Annotated in this window: 13 protein-coding genes; 10 read left to right on the forward strand and 3 right to left on the reverse strand. The window is 54.7% G+C overall.

The window, feature by feature from the left end; all coding sequences use genetic code 11:
* Window positions 1-566 precede the first annotated feature (566 nt).
* The 9 genes from hypA to SYN_RS11270 all read left to right on the forward strand — a co-directional run bounded on the left by hypA (window position 567) and on the right by SYN_RS11270 (window position 11,514).
* Window positions 567-911 carry a hydrogenase maturation nickel metallochaperone HypA gene (gene hypA, locus SYN_RS11225; RefSeq protein WP_011418257.1) on the forward strand — a complete coding sequence of 115 codons (345 nt, stop codon included), beginning with the start codon at window positions 567-569 and terminating at the stop codon, window positions 909-911.
* 183 nt (window positions 912-1,094) lie between these two features.
* Entirely contained in the window at window positions 1,095-1,325 is a 231-nt protein-coding gene (locus SYN_RS11230) for a HypC/HybG/HupF family hydrogenase formation chaperone (RefSeq protein WP_011418258.1), read from the forward strand.
* Window positions 1,312-2,418 carry a hydrogenase formation protein HypD gene (hypD, locus tag SYN_RS11235; RefSeq protein WP_011418259.1) on the forward strand — a complete coding sequence of 369 codons (1,107 nt, stop codon included), beginning with the start codon at window positions 1,312-1,314 and terminating at the stop codon, window positions 2,416-2,418. The genes SYN_RS11230 and hypD overlap by 14 nt, the downstream gene beginning before the upstream one ends.
* A gap of 35 nt (window positions 2,419-2,453) precedes the next feature.
* Window positions 2,454-3,113 carry a hydrogenase nickel incorporation protein HypB gene (gene hypB, locus SYN_RS11240; protein ID WP_011418260.1) on the forward strand — a complete coding sequence of 220 codons (660 nt, stop codon included), beginning with the start codon at window positions 2,454-2,456 and terminating at the stop codon, window positions 3,111-3,113.
* Window positions 3,110-5,410, forward strand: coding sequence for a carbamoyltransferase HypF (hypF, locus tag SYN_RS11245; protein WP_041585038.1), 2,301 nt, complete (start codon window positions 3,110-3,112; stop codon window positions 5,408-5,410). Before hypB ends, hypF begins: the two co-directional genes overlap by 4 nt.
* 57 nt (window positions 5,411-5,467) lie before the next feature.
* Window positions 5,468-6,478 carry a hydrogenase expression/formation protein HypE gene (gene hypE, locus SYN_RS11250; protein ID WP_011418262.1) on the forward strand — a complete coding sequence of 337 codons (1,011 nt, stop codon included), beginning with the start codon at window positions 5,468-5,470 and terminating at the stop codon, window positions 6,476-6,478.
* A 460-nt stretch (window positions 6,479-6,938) separates the two neighbouring features.
* Window positions 6,939-10,037 carry a formate dehydrogenase-N subunit alpha gene (gene fdnG, locus SYN_RS11260; protein ID WP_148202650.1) on the forward strand — a complete coding sequence of 1,033 codons (3,099 nt, stop codon included), beginning with the start codon at window positions 6,939-6,941 and terminating at the stop codon, window positions 10,035-10,037.
* A 14-nt stretch (window positions 10,038-10,051) separates the two neighbouring features.
* A complete protein-coding gene (locus tag SYN_RS11265) occupies window positions 10,052-10,843 on the forward strand; it encodes a 4Fe-4S dicluster domain-containing protein (RefSeq protein WP_011418265.1) in 792 nt (263 codons plus the stop codon).
* A gap of 2 nt (window positions 10,844-10,845) precedes the next feature.
* On the forward strand, window positions 10,846-11,514 hold the full coding sequence (locus SYN_RS11270) for a formate dehydrogenase subunit gamma (RefSeq protein WP_011418266.1): 669 nt from the start codon (window positions 10,846-10,848) through the stop codon (window positions 11,512-11,514).
* A 169-nt stretch (window positions 11,515-11,683) separates the two neighbouring features.
* On the opposite strand, the gene gltA is transcribed toward SYN_RS11270, so the two are convergent.
* From gltA to SYN_RS16285, 3 genes are all read right to left on the reverse strand, one after another.
* Window positions 11,684-13,090, reverse strand: a complete 1,407-nt coding sequence (gene gltA / locus SYN_RS11275) for an NADPH-dependent glutamate synthase (protein WP_041585039.1) — start codon at window positions 13,088-13,090, stop codon at window positions 11,684-11,686.
* Entirely contained in the window at window positions 13,080-13,916 is an 837-nt protein-coding gene (locus SYN_RS11280) for a sulfide/dihydroorotate dehydrogenase-like FAD/NAD-binding protein (RefSeq protein WP_011418268.1), read from the reverse strand. Before SYN_RS11280 ends, gltA begins: the two co-directional genes overlap by 11 nt.
* 88 nt (window positions 13,917-14,004) lie before the next feature.
* Entirely contained in the window at window positions 14,005-14,172 is a 168-nt protein-coding gene (locus tag SYN_RS16285; protein WP_158302972.1) for a hypothetical protein, read from the reverse strand.
* Here SYN_RS16285 and SYN_RS11285 point away from each other — a divergent pair.
* A complete protein-coding gene (locus SYN_RS11285) occupies window positions 14,171-15,814 on the forward strand; it encodes a peptide-binding protein (RefSeq protein WP_041585040.1) in 1,644 nt (547 codons plus the stop codon). The two genes, SYN_RS16285 and SYN_RS11285, sit on opposite strands and share 2 nt — an antisense overlap.
* Window positions 15,815-15,818: the final 4 nt, after the last annotated feature.

The raw sequence follows: 15,818 nt of genomic DNA on the forward strand, positions 1-15,818 counted from the left end.
AAGTGGTCGAAATTTTGTTTAACAGAGGAGATTGTATTTTAAATATCAAGAGTGGCTGCTTTTCTCGAGGAAAGAGTTTCACGGGGAAAATGGATTTCTGTAATTTTTCTTAATATAAACCATTATTGGAAAACTGCAAGGTCCGGATGGACCATTCCCTGCGTCGAGCTTTTCCCGCATTCTGTTCATTCTGTCACATGGTGTCCGCATAATTTTTGAAGCCGACAGATCATCTGACCGCGCTCAGCCGGCAAAGACCAGATTTATCCTGTATTGTGAGCCATGGGCTTCACCTCTTTATTTTTGTTCATGTTTCCGCATAACTCTGGTATGATGAACCGGTAAAGGGTCGACCTGAAATTCCCACCGTCTGCATCTGCTCCTGTAGTCCATGATCCTGATCTGCCATGAAAGATCTATCCGGTCGACACACCGAAAAGAAATTCGGGACGATCCCCCATGAGCCGGGAGCAGCTTCCCGTTATTAATTCCTGATTATGAACGTTATTAAAAAAGGTTATGAGGTGAGGAACCCGGCCGCCACGGCATTCGGCCGATAAAAACTCATGCATGAACTGTCTCTCGTTTCATCGATTCTGGATATCATCGAGGATTATGCGGCACAAGACGGTTTTCGACGCGTCAACAACCTGCGTCTTTCCTGCGGCAGGCTGTCCGGTGTAGATCTTCAGTGCCTCCGGTTTGCCTTCGAGGTGCTGTCCAGGGAGACCCGCTCCGAAGGAGCAACCCTCGAAATCGATTTCCTGCCGATTGTGATTTCCTGCCTGAACTGCGGAGAAGACACCGAGGTGGAATACGTTGAGGCCTCCTGTCCGGAATGCGGCTCTGAAAATGTGCTGCTTGCAGGCGGGACAGAGGAACTTCGTCTTCTTGAACTCGACGTGGATTGACCCGTCGTTCTGTGATAAAAATAGTTTACAAAACTCAACGGGAAGTTCGGGAGACTTTTCGGAAACGGGTTGAGCTCTGCATGGATTTCGAAGTTCTTTTAATATATCAACTGATCCGTTTCCATTTATTGAGAGTTATTTGTTTTTTGCAGGTTAATATAAAGATGTCTTGGAGATTTATTTATGTGCATCGCCTTTCCCGGTAAAATTCTGACCATCGATCAGGATAATTTCGCCGTGATCAACATCAACGGAACGCGGCGCGAGGTCTGCCTTGACATCATCGATGAAAAGGTCACCGTGGGCGACTATGTCATCTGTCACGCCGGGTACGCCATCCACCGGATCGATGAAAAGCTGGCGCTGGAGAACCTTGCTTTGCTGAAAGAGATTATCGATCGTGAAATTTATTGACGAATACCGGGATCCCGATCTCGTTCGGCACCTTCTCGATGCCGTGGCGGCGCTGGCAGCCCGGGTCGGCCGTCGGATCAGCCTGATGGAGATCTGCGGCACTCACACGCACGCCATCGGGCGCTTTGGAATCCGCAGGCTCCTTCCCGAAAACATCCGCCTCATCTCCGGCCCCGGATGCCCCGTCTGCGTCACCTCCATCCATGACGTTGACCGAGCCCTGTATCTGGCGGATCGGCCTCATGTCGTCTTCGCCACCTTCGGCGACATGCTCCGCGTTCCCGGAACGGGCGGCAGAAGTCTCCAGCGGCTTCGCGCGGCAGGGGCGGATGTGCGCATTGTCTCTTCGACCCTGGACAGCCTTCGCCTCGCTGAAGAGAACCCGGAAAAGGAGGTTGTTTTCATGGGAATCGGCTTCGAAACAACGGCGCCGACCGTGGCATCAGCTATCCGCAAAGCCGGGCTTAAAGGGCTGAACAACTATTCCGTCTTTTCCGTACACAAGACCGTCCCGCAGGCGATCTCCGCCCTCATCGAGGATCCCGAACTCTCCATTGACGGCTTTATCTGTCCCGGCCATGTCAGCGTCATCACCGGCGTCGATGCTTATAAGCGCATCCCGGAAACAGGACGGGCTGCCGTGATCACCGGTTTTGAACCGGTGGACATTCTCGAAGGCATCCTCATGATCCTGCGCCAGCTTCAGGAAGGGCGGTTCGAGGTCGCCATCCAGTATGCCCGGGGGGTAAACAGGGAGGGAAATCCCCAGGCCCTGAACATGATGGGCGAGGTCTTCGAAACAAGGGAGGCAGAGTGGAGGGGACTGGGAAGAATCCCCCAGAGCGGTCTTTTCATCCGGGAGAGGTATGCTGACTTCGACGCACTAAGAAAAGGAAACCTGCCTGAGATCCGTTCCATCGAATTTGAAGCGTGCCGATGCGGTGAAATCCTGCGGGGCGTGATCTCCCCAGAGGAATGCCGCCTTTTCGGAAAAGTCTGCACTCCGGCAAACCCGGTGGGGCCCTGCATGGTGTCCAGCGAGGGGACCTGCGCGGCATACCTGAAATATGAAATCCATAACCGAAAATCGTAACGGAAATTCCGTTACGGAAATAAAGGAGATGCTCCATGAAAGTAACCGTCGTCAAGAATGTCCTCGATGCCAATGAGCGGATCGCCAATGACAACCGCGGGCTCTTCGACAGGAAAAAAATCTACGTCATCAACCTCATGAGCTCGCCCGGTGCGGGAAAGACATCTCTCGTGGAAAAGACGATTCTGGCACTCAAGGACAGGTACCGGATCGCCGTCATCGAAGGGGACATTCAGGACACCTGCGACGCCGACCGGGTATCGGCTCTGGGGATTCCCGCCGTCCAGATCAATACGGGAGGAGCCTGTCACATTGACGGCAACATGATCCGGGACGCCCTCCCCGCCCTCAACCTGGATGAGATCGACCTGCTCATCACCGAGAATGTGGGCAATCTTGTCTGTCCAGCAGAGTTCAAGATCGGGGAAAACGCCAAGGTGATGATTCTGAGCACCCCCGAAGGAGCGGACAAGCCTGCGAAATATCCCCTCATGTTTCAGGAATCCTCTGTGTTGATCCTCAACAAAATGGATCTTCTCCCCTACGTGGATTTCGACCTGGAAAGGGCAAAGCGCACCGCCCTGTCCCTGAATCGGGATTTGAAGATTTTTGAAGTCTCCTGCAGGAATGACGAAGGCCTGGAAGGCTGGTATTCATGGCTTGCCGGACAGATCGAGGCCTTTCGCAATTCATGAGCAGAAAGATAAGGCGCGTCCGCTGCCTTTTCACCGGCATCGTCCAGGGAGTGGGATTCCGCCCTTATATTTATAGAATGGCGACCAACTACAGTCTCGGCGGCTTTGTGTGCAACATCCCGGAAGGGGTGGTTGCCGAGGTCGAGGGAACTGCTCCGCAGATTGAAGCGTTCCTCTCCGCAGTCCCGAAAGAGCTCCCTCCCGCGGCCGCCTTGACTGCGCTGTCAAACACGGATGTCTCCCTTCTGGGAGAAACCGAATTCCAGATCATCAGCAGCAGGGCGGAGGGCAATAAAGCCGTCCTCATTGCCCCCGATATTGCCGTCTGCGAAAACTGCCTGCGGGAATTCCGGGACCCCGGGGATCGCCGGTATCGCTATCCCTTCATCAACTGCACGGACTGCGGCCCCCGCCTGACCATCATCCGGGATGTCCCCTACGACCGGGAAAAGACCTCCATGGCCTGTTTCCCCCTTTGTCCACAGTGCCGCGCAGAGTATGAAAATCCCGCAAACCGCCGGTTCCATGCCGAACCCAATGCCTGCCCTTCCTGCGGACCGAAACTCTGGCTCACCGATGAAAACGGGACCCCTTTTTCGGACGATTTCAACGATCCCATCGCGAAGGCGATTGAACTGTTGAGCAAGGGGAAAATCCTGGCCGTAAAGGGACTCGGTGGTTTTCATCTTGCAGTGGATGCGACAGACGAGGGGGCCGTCAGGCGCCTGCGCAGCAGGAAATACCGTGAGGAAAAGCCGCTGGCCGTGATGGTGCGTGACCTTGAAGCGGCTTCGAAAATCGCTGAAATCGGCGACAGGGAGCGGAAGCTCCTTTTTTCTCCGCAGCGCCCCATTGTCCTCTGCCGCAAGCGAGGGGCAAAGGAAATCGCACCCTCCGTAGCGCCGGGGGTTCCTGACCGGGGCATCATGCTGCCTTACACGCCCCTGCATTATCTGCTTCTGGAAAATACGCTCTCCGCCCTCGTGATGACCAGCGCCAATCAGAGCGACGAGCCCATCTGCATCGGGAACCGCGAAGCCCTGAAACGCCTGAAAGGGATTGCCGACGCCTATCTCTTGCACAACAGGGACATCCTGGTACGCTGCGATGACTCCGTGGCGACCGTCACTCAAGGGAAGACCTTCATGATCCGCCGCTCCCGCGGCTATGCCCCGAAGCCGATTCCTCTTCTGCGCTCCTGTCCCAACGTGCTGGCCCTCGGCCCCCAGCTCAAGACAACGCTCTGCATTCTCAAGGGAAATCTTGCCTATCTCAGTCCCCATATCGGCGACATGGACACCCCGGAGGCTCGAAAATTCCACCAGGAAAGCCTCCAGCTCATGGAACGGATCGCCCAGTGTCGACCCGATGTGCTCGCCTGCGATCTTCACCCCGCCTATTACACGACCCGCCTGGCGGAAGAGCTGCCCCACCGGACTGTTCTCCGAATCCAGCATCACCACGCCCATATCGTCAGCGCCATGGCCGAAAACGGCCTCACCGGCAAGGTGATCGGCCTGGCGATGGACGGAACGGGTTACGGAACAGACGGAACGGCCTGGGGCTGCGAGTTCCTCCTGGCGGATGAGGTGGACTTTCAGCGGGCGGGACACCTGAGGCCCTATCCGCTTCCCGGTTCGGACAGGGCGGTCCGGGAGCCATGGCGCGCGGCGGTCAGCCTCCTGCGGGAAAGCTATGGAGAGTTCTGGCGGGAAATCGCTGGAAATCTCCCCCTGAAGGACCATGCACCGCACTTCGAACTTCTGGATAAGATGATGGCCCACGGTTTGAACAGTCCCCCAACATCCAGCCTCGGTCGGGTGTTCGACGCCGTGGCCGCTCTTCTGGGAATCCGCCAGGTCGTGAACTTCGAAGGACAGGCGGCCATGGCATTGGAGGCCATGGCGTCTGCACCTGCAGAAAAAACCTATACCTTCGATATTTTTGAAGGGGACCGGATCGTCCTCGATCTCCGACCTCTGATCCGCGCCATTGTCCAGGAACAACTGTCAGGGAGAGAGCCGCAGAAGATCGCTTCCGATTTCCATCGGACCCTCAGTCGGGCTTTGGCGGCCGTGACGGCAAAGATCCGCATGCGGACCGGAATTGAAAAGGCAGTCCTGAGCGGCGGTTGTTTTCAGAACCGGATACTTCTCGACAGTGTGGCTCGGGAATTGGAGCAGGAAGGGTTTGCGGTTTACCTCCACAGAGACCTGCCGCCGAACGATGGCTGCATTGCCCTGGGCCAGGCCGTTGCGGCCGCCGCACGCATGGAAAGGCAAGAGGCAGGACGGTAAAAACAGGAAACGGCCATTGAATACAAAAACGCAATAAAGGAAAAAGGTTATAGCCCGATGGATCATGATCGAATTCTTCTGGAACATGGTGGGGGAGGATTGCTCAGCCACGAACTCGTGACTGGGATTTTTCTTCCCCTTTTCAGGAATGCCTGTCTCGAACGACTGGAAGACAGCGCCGTTATCACCCTGGGCGACAGGAAGCTCTGCTTCACGACGGATTCCTACGTCATCGATCCGCTCTTCTTCCCCGGCGGCGATATCGGCTCCCTGGCGGTCCATGGAACCATTAACGATCTGTCCGTCTGCGGCGGAAAACCGTTGATGATGAGCGCCGGCTTCATTCTCGAAGAAGGGTTTCCCATGGAGGATCTCCGCCGTATTTCCCGCTCCATGGCGGAAGCGGCTCAAAAGGCCGGTGTTTCCATCGTGACTGGCGATACAAAGGTTGTGGCCCGCGGGGCCGCCGACGGTCTCTTCATCAACACCTCCGGCGTCGGCATCATCGAGTACCCTTCGCCCCTTTCTGTGGCAAGCATCGAACCCGGCGATGCGGTTATCGTGAGCGGGACGATCGGCGACCACGGAGCCACGGTCCTCAGCAAACGCCGGGAACTGGGCTTGATATCAGAAATCCGCTCCGATTCGGCGCCGCTTAACGGCCTCATCGGGTCGATCCTGGAAGCCTCTCCGAATGTCCACTGCATGCGGGATCCCACCCGTGGGGGACTCGGGGCGATCCTTGCCGAAATTGCCGCACAATCCGGTTTCCGCATCACGATTGAGGAAACGAAACTGCCTGTCCGGGAAGAAGTCAGGGGGATCTGCGAAATATTGGGCTTCGACCCTCTTTTTCTAGCCAATGAAGGCAAGGTGGCCGTTTTCTGTTCCCCTGCCGATGCCTGCCTGATCCTTGACAAAATGAAAAACCATGAGTACGGCCGCGACGCCGCCCTCATCGGCTTTGTCGGGAAGAGGAACGGCGAAGGGCTCATTCTGAACACATCCGTCGGTGGCTCCCGCGTTGTGGACCTGCCATTGGGAGAGCTGGTCCCGAGGATCTGCTGATTCTCCCTTTTGACAACAAAATCGGTACTATCCTTTCATTCAGAGAAGCGTCTGCATGGGACGGCGTCTGGCCGCCCCATGATCGCCCTCTTCAGCACCCCTTTCTTCAACCGCCTCAGGATAAAATAAATTATACCGCCAACGCGGCAATTCTATGTCAATAATGACATATGTATTTGATATTATTTAAGTTATTGACACATATCTCAGAAACATATATATCGTAGCCGGTTTAAGGTTTACGTGGAAAAGGCTGCGTCCGGATTTTCGATTTTCCTGTTTACATTTCAAAGGATATCACGAGCCAGCCCTCTTGAAATCAAGCGATGTACAATCTTTCGGCTTCCGAGAAATTTCTCCGGAAAGAACTGATGCCCGGGCATACCGGCGTAACCGGAATAATGAAGGAAAGACCGGAGATGATTGAATTTATTTCAGTGAAAGGAATGTCTTAATTATGGTGGATGTCAACAGGAGAGGTTTTTTGAAGATATCCGGAGCGGTGTTGGCGGCCAGCGGGCTCGGAATCAGTCTGAAGCCCGTTTCCGCCTATGCCCAGCCCCTGAAGATTCAGTATGCCAAAGAGACGACTACGATTTGTCCATACTGTTCTGTGGGATGCAGCATCATCGTGTCGACCCGCAAAGGGAAGGTGGTCAATACGGAGGGTGATCCGGACAGTCCGATCAATCGCGGCTCCCTTTGCACCAAAGGGGGGTCCATCTATCAGATGGCAAACAACGAAAACCGGCTGGGCAAACCCCTTTACCGAGCCCCTTACGCCACGGAATGGAAGGAAGTGGACTGGGAGTGGGCCCTTGAGCGGATTGCGAAAAATGTCAAAACAAGCCGCGACAAGAGCTTCCGGGCCGCCAATGACAAGGGTGAGTTGGTGAATCGGACGGAAGGAATCGCTTCTGTCGGCAGCGCTGCCATCGACAACGAAGAGTGCTTCGTTTATCAGAAATTTCTGCGGGGGTTGGGTCTGGTCTATATTGAGCACCAGGCCCGTATCTGACACAGCCCGACTGTACCGGCTCTGGGAGAGTCGTTCGGACGCGGCGCAATGACGAATCACTGGATCGATATCCGTAACAGTGATGTGATATTAATAATGGGCAGCAACCCTGCCTCCAACCACCCCATTGCCTTCAAATGGATCACCGCCGCCATGGAAAAAGGGGCCAAGGTGATTTGCGTGGACCCGCGGTTCACGCAGTCGGCGGCAAAGGCGCACATTTACGCACCTCTCCGTTCGGGGACGGATATCGCCTTCCTCGGCGGGATGATCAGGTACATTATCGAAAACAAACTCTACTTCGAGGAGTACGTCAGGAATTACACTAATGCGACCTTCCTCGTGAATCCCGAATTTAAGCTGCCCGGCGACAACAACGGTGTCTTCTCGGGACTTACGGATGGGAAATACGATAAGGCCACCTGGTCATACCAGACCGAAGGGGATGGAAGGATCAAAAAGGATCCCACCATGCAGGATCCCAACTGCGTCTTCCAGCTCATGAAAAAGCATTATTCCCGCTATACGCCGGAGGTCGTCAACAAAATCACGGGGACACCTGTAGACAAATTGATTGAAATCTACAAGATCTACGGTTCGACGGGAACTCCGGACCGGGCAGGAAACGAGCTATATGCCATGGGCTGGACCCAGCATACCGTCGGCACCCAGAATATCCGTACCATGTGCATCATTCAGCTTCTCCTGGGCAACATGGGCATCCCAGGCGGCGGCGTGGCAGCCATGCGTGGCGAGTCCAACGTCCAGGGATCAACGGATCATGGTCTTCTGTTCCACATCTGGCCCGGCTATCTCAACACCCCCAAGGCGTCTCTTGCGACTCTGGCCGCGTACAATGAAAAAGAGACCCCGACAACAAAGGAACCCAACAGTCTCAACTGGCAGAAAAACAAGCCCAAGTATGTAGCGAGTTTTCTCCGGGCCATGTACGGGACGAACGCCTCTCTGGACGAGGCATACAATCTGCTTCCCAAAATCGACGACGGCGCCAACTATTCCTGGCTCAACCTCTTCGATGTGATGTATAAGGGCAAGTTCACGGGATTCTTTGCGTGGGGAATGAACCCCGCATGCAGCGGAGCCCATTCCAACAAGGTCCGCCAGGCATTGACCAGGCTGGACTGGATGGTCAATGTCAATCTCTATGACAACGAGACCGGCTCCTTCTGGCGCGGTCCTGGAATGGATCCGAAAAAGATCAGGACGGAAGTCTTCATGCTGCCCTGCGCCGCCTCAATTGAAAAAGAGGGGAGCATCATCAACAGCGGCCGCTGGAACCAGTGGCGTTACAAAGCCATTGATCCTCCGGGCGTCGCTCTTCCTGACGGCGACATATGCTCGGAAATCTATTTCAAGGTCAAAGAACTGTACGAAAAGGAAGGCGGCCCCAACATGGAGGCCATCACGAAACTGAGTTGGAACTACGGTACGAAGACCTTCGACGGCCATTATCACTTCGATCCCCATTCCGTGGCCAAGGAAATCAACGGGTTCTTCCTTGAAGATAAAACGGTGGAAAATCCCACAAAGAAGGGTGAGTTCAAGGAGTTCAAGAAGGGCGATCCCGTTCCCACCTTTGCCTGGCTCCAGGATGACGGTTCCACGTCCTCCGGCTGCTGGGTCTACTGCGGCTCCTACACGGACAAGAACATGTCCGCCCGCCGCGACGGAAAGAAAGACCCGACGGGCATCGGCCTTTACCCCGAGTGGGCATGGGCATGGCCGGTCAACAGAAGGATCATCTATAACGGCGCCTCTGTCGATCCGTCAGGAAAGCCATGGAGTGCTAAGAAGGCGGTCATCAAGTGGGTCGGCGACAAATGGGTCGGAGATGTTCCGGATGGTGTGGGCGATCCCGGATCCGGCAGGCCTCCCTTCATCATGAAGCCCGACGGCGTGGCGAGCCTCTTTGGACCGGGTCTGGCTGACGGGCCTTTCCCCGAGCATTACGAACCCCTGGAATGTCCAGTGGAGAAGAATTTCCTGTCACCCCAGAAAAGCAACCCGACAATCAAGCGGTTCGACAAACCCGGTGTGGGTTCCGATGTGGACGTGTACTCGGGCATCGATTCATGCGATCCCAAATACCCGTTCATCTGCGCGACATACCGCATCAGCGAGCATTGGCAGACCGGCCTCCAGACCCGTTGGTGCCCCTGGCTTTCCGAGATGCAGCCGGAAATGTGGTGCGAGATGAGCAAGGAGCTGGCGAAGGAGCGGGGAATCTCCAACGGTGACAAGGTCATTGTCAGTTCTCCCAGAGGCGAAGTGGAGTGTGTAGCCATTGTCACACCCCGTTTCAAGCCGTTTAACATCAACGGAAACATCCTCCATGAGGTCGGCATCCCCTGGCATTTCGGGTGGATCACGACGAAGGATCGGCAGTACAACCCCGGTGACAAGAAGGCAGAGGTCTTCACATGGGGTGACGCGGCCAATCTCCTGGTGCCGACGATCGGGGACGCCAACACGACGATCCCGGAAAGCAAGGCCTTCATGGTTAATGTGGTCAAGAAGTAAGGGGGTAAACAAAAATGGCAGAATATATAAAACTTATTGATGTTTCCAAATGTACCGGCTGCCGGGGTTGTCAGCTGGCCTGCAAACAGTGGAATCAGCAGAAGGCGAAACAGACCGTGAATTATGGAACCTACCAGAATCCTCCAGACCTTCAGGCCAACACATGGACTCTGATCCGGTTTCAGGAAGTCGAGGAAAAGGACACGGTCAAGTGGCTCTTTCGGAAAGACGGATGCATGCATTGCACGAACGCAGCCTGTGTCAAGGTTTGCCCCAGCGGCGCGCTTCACTATACAGAGGTGGGAACGGTTGGTTTGAACCATGAGCTTTGCATCGGCTGCAAGGAATGTGTCTCGGCCTGTCCCTTCAACATTCCCCGGTATGACCGGGAGACAGACAAGGTTTACAAATGCGACCTCTGCCTGAGCCGCATCAGGGCCGATCTTATTCCCGCCTGCGCAAAGGCATGCCCAACGGGAGCCATTACCTTCGGTGAGAAGTCCGCTATGATCAAGAAGGCTCATGAGCGGGTCAAGGAATTGGGCGGGGATGCCAATGTCTATGGGGACAAGTTTGTCGGCGGCACCCATGTCATGTATGTTCTGGATGAAAAACCTTCTGTTTATGAGAAATTGCCGAAAAATCCTTCAGTGCCAATCACCGTCACGCTTTGGAAAGACATTATGAAGCCTCTCAGCCTTCTGGCGGCCGGCGGCGCCCTTGCCGGTTCATTCTTGCATTACATTATCCACGGGCCCAAACTTCCAGATGAAGAACAGGGTCAAGAACCGAAGGGAGGGGAATAACCATGAGAAAAGGATTGATTCAAGCGACGGACTCCTTTGAGAGGATCGTGCACTGGTGTCTGGCGATCTCCTGCCTGATCCTGTGCATTACGGGCCTGGGAATGATGTTCCATTCCCTTAACTTTATCGGTACTCCCTTTGGCGGTTTGAAGTCTTTGAAGTACCTTCACAATTTCACGGCGCTCTTTTTCATCCTGTCCCTCTATTTCACCATCCGCATGTGGTGGAAGGAAGCGGGAATTTTCGTTTTTCCTGAAGATCTGGACTGGATCAAGAGTGCGGGCGGATATCTGTGGCATGTGGACAAGGTTCCAGAGGTGGGCAAGTACAATCCGGGACAGAAGATGTTCTTCCTGGTTGTAGCAGGCGGCGGAGCGGCCATGGTCCTGTCAGGATTGATTATGCTGTTCCCGTTGAATATCCCGGCCGCCCTCGTGAGACTGATGTATCTGATCCACGCCGCTGGATTTGTGGCGATTTTCGCCTTCTTCTTCATCCACCTTTATCTGGGAACGATCGGTTCTCCCGGTTCATTGCCGGCTATGCTGAACGGCTGGGTAACACGAGCCTGGCTGAAGAAACAGCATCCCAAGTGGCTCAAGGAAATGGAAGAGGAAGGAAAACTGGTGGTGTTTGGAGAAGAAAAGACAAACGCTGGTCATGGCCATTAATCAGTCATAGATCCTGATTTTCCCATTGAATGAAAAAGGCCCTCCTTTGGAGGGTCTTTTTTTTTGCGTAATTGCATGTGGATTTAAATAAAAACCCTTCCCTCACTGAAACGTGGGGGAAGGGTTGAATTGCGATTGGGATGGCAGTCAGATTTTGTTCTGCTTTTCCCTATTTTTTGGAAAGATATTCGTGGATGGCCGCGGCAGCCTTTTTGCCTGCTCCCATGGCCAGAATGACTGTCGCTGAACCGGTCACGATGTCGCCACCGGCATAAACTGCTTCGCGGCTGGTCAAGCCGGATTCATCCTTGGCTACGATATAGCCCCACTTATTGGTTTCCAGGCCCGGAGTCGTCATGGGGATAATGGGATTGGCGTTGGTTCCGACGGACACCACAACCGTATCCACTTCGATGACAAATTCCGACCCTTTCTTTTCGATCGGTCTGCGGCGGCCGGATTCATCCGGCTCACCCAGTTCCATCTGAACGCATTTAATCCCTTTGACCCACCCGTTTTCATCGCCGATGTACTCAACAGGATTGGTCAACAGTTTGAACTGAACGCCCTCTTCCTTGGCATGATGCACTTCCTCCGCTCTTGCCGGAAGTTCGACTTCGCTGCGGCGGTAAATGATATACGCATTTTCAGCACCAAGCCGCAGGGCGGTCCTCACGGAGTCCATCGCCACGTTGCCGCCGCCGATGACGGCGACATTCTTCCCGCGGACAATGGGCGTGTCGTATTCAGGGAACAGATAGGCTTTCATCAGGTTGGAACGGGTCAGGTACTCGTTTGCCGAGTAGATGCCGCTGAGGTTTTCACCCGGGATGCCCATGAAGACCGGGGAACCGGCGCCCACCCCAAGGAAGACCGCGTCATATCCTTCCGCAAAGAGTTCATCAATCGTATGAAGCCTGCCGATGACGGCATTGGTTATAATCTTGACGCCCAGTTTTTCGAGATAATTGACCTCGGCTTCCACAATGCTCTTGGGCAGACGGAATTCGGGAATACCATAAACCAGCACTCCACCCGGCTTATGAAGGGCTTCATAGATCGTCACATCATAACCCAGTTTGATCAGGTCACCTGCAACGGTGAGACCGGCCGGACCCGCACCGACAACAGCCACTTTCTTGCCGTTCTTCGGGGCCAGCTCCGGGATCTTGACTTCTCCTTTATTTCGCTCATAATCCGCGGCAAAACGTTCCAGCCGGCCGATAGCCACCGGCTCGTCTTTTTTACCGACGATGCAGAATTTTTCACACTGATCTTCCTGCGGACAGACTCGCCCGCACACCGCCGGAAGCGCACTGTCTTCCTTCAGTTTCCAGGCAGCCTCGATAAACTTTCCCTCAGCAATGAGTTTGACAAAGGCTGGGATATCGACCCCTACAGGGCAACCGGTACGGCATGCCGGTTTCTTGCACTGGAGGCAGCGGCTCGCCTCTTTCATGGCTGTTTCTTCAGAATAGCCGAAAGGAACCTCGTTATAATTATGGATCCTCACTTTCGGATCCTGCTCAGGCATCTTGTGTCGCGGTAATTTTTCTTTCTTCTCTTTATTTTCCATGGCATTCACACCTGTATTTATCCATCGATTCTTTTTCCTGGGTCATATACATTCGCAGACGGCTTGCCAGCAGGTCGAAATCAACGGCATGACCATCAAATTCGGGACCATCGACACAGGCAAATTTTGTCTCTCCGCCAACTGCCACACGGCAGGCGCCACACATTCCCGTCGCATCCACCATAATGGAATTCAGGCTGACCGTTGTCTTGATGCCGTAATTCTTTGTTACTGCAGCCACGGCTTTCATCATCGGAACTGGGCCGATTGCAAAGACTTCATCGATCTTTTCCCCGGACTCAATCACATTCTTCAGGGCATCGCTGACGAAACCATGAACACCGTAACTCCCGTCATCGGTCGTTACGATCAGATTATCACTGATACTTCTCGTTTCATCTTCCAGGATCAGCAGATCCTTGCACCGCGCACCGATAATGGAGGTGACCTTGGCGCCCTGTTTTTTCAGGGCCGCGGCAATGGGATAGACAACACCTACCCCGACGCCTCCGCCGACGCAGACGGCATTTTTAACGCCTTCAATGTGGGTCGGCCTGCCCAGGGGTCCCTGCAGATCCATCAGTTCATCACCCGCCTTCATTGCAGCCAGCTTGGCCGTTGTCTTGCCCACCACTTGAAAGATAATCGTAAGTGTCCCCTTCTCAGGATCAGCATCCACGGTAGTCAACGGAATTCTTTCACCTTTTTCATCGATTTTGAGGACAACAAATTGACCGGCCCTTCTCTTCCGTGCTATCGCTGGAGCGTCAAGGACCATCTTGACCACGTTCTCCGACAAATCTACTTTTTCCAGAATCTTAGTCAATGCTCGTATCTCCTTCCTTCTCGAAGTGCTGTGGCGATAGCATGATTAATACATAACTGTCAAGACAAATAAGGATAAATTCCGCCTGTCACAGGTTCGGATTCAGCTCATCCAGAGGGATGAGACACACCGTCAATACGGCAACCTGTTCTTTCGGATCGCTTCCGGATGAGGATAGCCGCAGGGCAAAGGAAATGACGGAGTCTGTTGAATTCCATTGCAAAAAAAACGGCTCTGAGATACTTTCCCCATCCATGAAATCCTCTTTTTTCCGCTTCCTTTTGATCGGCATTCTTCTCGTCGGCGGGTTTACCGGATGCGGCGAGACGGACAGCAGTCCCCAGCAGGCCCGACAGCAGGCGCCAGGCACCCCGGCTTATGGCGACATCATCGTGGAAGGTTCCATCGGGGACGCCAGCAACCTGATCCCCCTGCTCTCCTCCGATTCAACTTCGCATGAAATCGCCGGTCTGGTTTACAACGGCCTTGTCAAATACGACAAAAATCTGAAAATTACCGGTGACCTTGCCGAATCCTGGGGAATTTCCCCCGATGGGCTGATCATCACCTTCCATCTCCGTCACAATGTCCGCTGGCACGACGGTCATCCCTTCACCGCCGAGGATGTCCTTTTCACCTACCAGCTTACCATCGATCCCAAAACGCCCACGGCCTACGCCGGAGACTTTCTCAAGGTAAAGAAGGCGGAAGTGCTCGACGCCCACACCTTCCGGGTCACCTACGACAAGCCCTTCGCCCCCGCCCTGATGAGCTGGGGCAGCGCCATTATGCCCAAGCATCTCCTGGCCGGTCAGGACATCACAAGGACGCCCCTCGCCCGGAAACCCGTCGGAACGGGCCCTTACAAATTCAAGGAATGGGTGGCCGGACAGAAGATCGTGCTGGTCTCCAATCCGGACTACTATGAAGGCAGACCCTACATCGACGGCTACATCCTGCGGATTATCCCCGACATGGCCACCATGTTCCTGGAACTGCGCGCCGGCGGCATCGACCGGATGGGCCTGACGCCGCTCCAGTATACGCGGCAGACGGAAAACCCCCTGTTCCGCAAGAATTACAACAAGTTCCGTTATCTCTCCTTTGCCTACACCTTTGTCGGCTACAACCTCGGAAATCCCCTTTTCGCTGACCGCCGGGTTCGTCAGGCCCTGGCTTATGCCATCGACAAGGAGGAAATCATCCAGGGTGTTCTGCTGGGCCTGGGGAAACCTGCCACCGGCCCTTTTAAACCGGGGACCTGGGCCTATAATCCGAATGTCCCGACCTTCCCCCACGATCCCGGAAAGGCCCGCGCCCTGCTGGCCGAAGCAGGCTGGCTGGATCGCAACGGCGACGGCATCCTGGACAGAAACGGCCAACCCTTCGCCTTTGAACTGCTGGTCAACCAGGGCAATGAGGTCCGGGCCAAGTGCGCTGAAATCATCCAGCGCCGTCTGGCCGAGATCGGCATTTCCGTCAAGATCCGGGTGGTGGAATGGGCCGCCTTTGTCAACGACTTCATCAACAAACGGCGCTTTGACGCCACCATTCTGGGATGGACGATTCCTCTGGACCCCGATCTCTATGACGTCTGGCATTCCAGCAAGACCGGTCCCCAGGAACTGAATTTCACGTCATTCAAGAATGAGGAAGTGGACCGCCTCCTGGAAAAGGGACGCGGCACCTTCGATCTGAACGAACGCAAAAGGTGCTACGACCGGATACAGGAAATCCTGGCGGAAGAACAGCCTTACACCTTTCTTTATGTTCCTGATGCCCTGCCCATCGTTCAGGCCCGTTTCCGGGGCATTGAACTGGCACCCCTGGGCATCGGCCACAATTTCATCAAGTGGTACGTCCCTGCTCCGGAACAGCGATTCATCATGACCCGGTAAGGCC

The sequence above is a fragment of the Syntrophus aciditrophicus SB genome, assembly GCF_000013405.1.
In the GTDB taxonomy this organism is placed as follows: Bacteria; Desulfobacterota; Syntrophia; order Syntrophales; family Syntrophaceae; genus Syntrophus; species Syntrophus aciditrophicus.

What these genes read in the sequence shown, in the direction of transcription:
- hypF (WP_041585038.1), top strand. Translation starts at nt 3,110, where the DNA reads ATGAGCAGAAAGATAAGGCGCGTCCGCTGCCTTTTCACCGGCATCGTC.
- hypB (WP_011418260.1), top strand. Translation starts at nt 2,454, where the DNA reads ATGAAAGTAACCGTCGTCAAGAATGTCCTCGATGCCAATGAGCGGATC.
- hypE (WP_011418262.1), top strand. Translation starts at nt 5,468, where the DNA reads ATGGATCATGATCGAATTCTTCTGGAACATGGTGGGGGAGGATTGCTC.
- SYN_RS16285 (WP_158302972.1), bottom strand. Translation starts at nt 14,172, where the DNA reads ATGGATGGGGAAAGTATCTCAGAGCCGTTTTTTTTGCAATGGAATTCA.
- SYN_RS11265 (WP_011418265.1), top strand. Translation starts at nt 10,052, where the DNA reads ATGGCAGAATATATAAAACTTATTGATGTTTCCAAATGTACCGGCTGC.
- gltA (WP_041585039.1), bottom strand. Translation starts at nt 13,090, where the DNA reads ATGGAAAATAAAGAGAAGAAAGAAAAATTACCGCGACACAAGATGCCT.
- hypA (WP_011418257.1), top strand. Translation starts at nt 567, where the DNA reads ATGCATGAACTGTCTCTCGTTTCATCGATTCTGGATATCATCGAGGAT.
- SYN_RS11230 (WP_011418258.1), top strand. Translation starts at nt 1,095, where the DNA reads ATGTGCATCGCCTTTCCCGGTAAAATTCTGACCATCGATCAGGATAAT.
- SYN_RS11285 (WP_041585040.1), top strand. Translation starts at nt 14,171, where the DNA reads ATGAAATCCTCTTTTTTCCGCTTCCTTTTGATCGGCATTCTTCTCGTC.
- SYN_RS11270 (WP_011418266.1), top strand. Translation starts at nt 10,846, where the DNA reads ATGAGAAAAGGATTGATTCAAGCGACGGACTCCTTTGAGAGGATCGTG.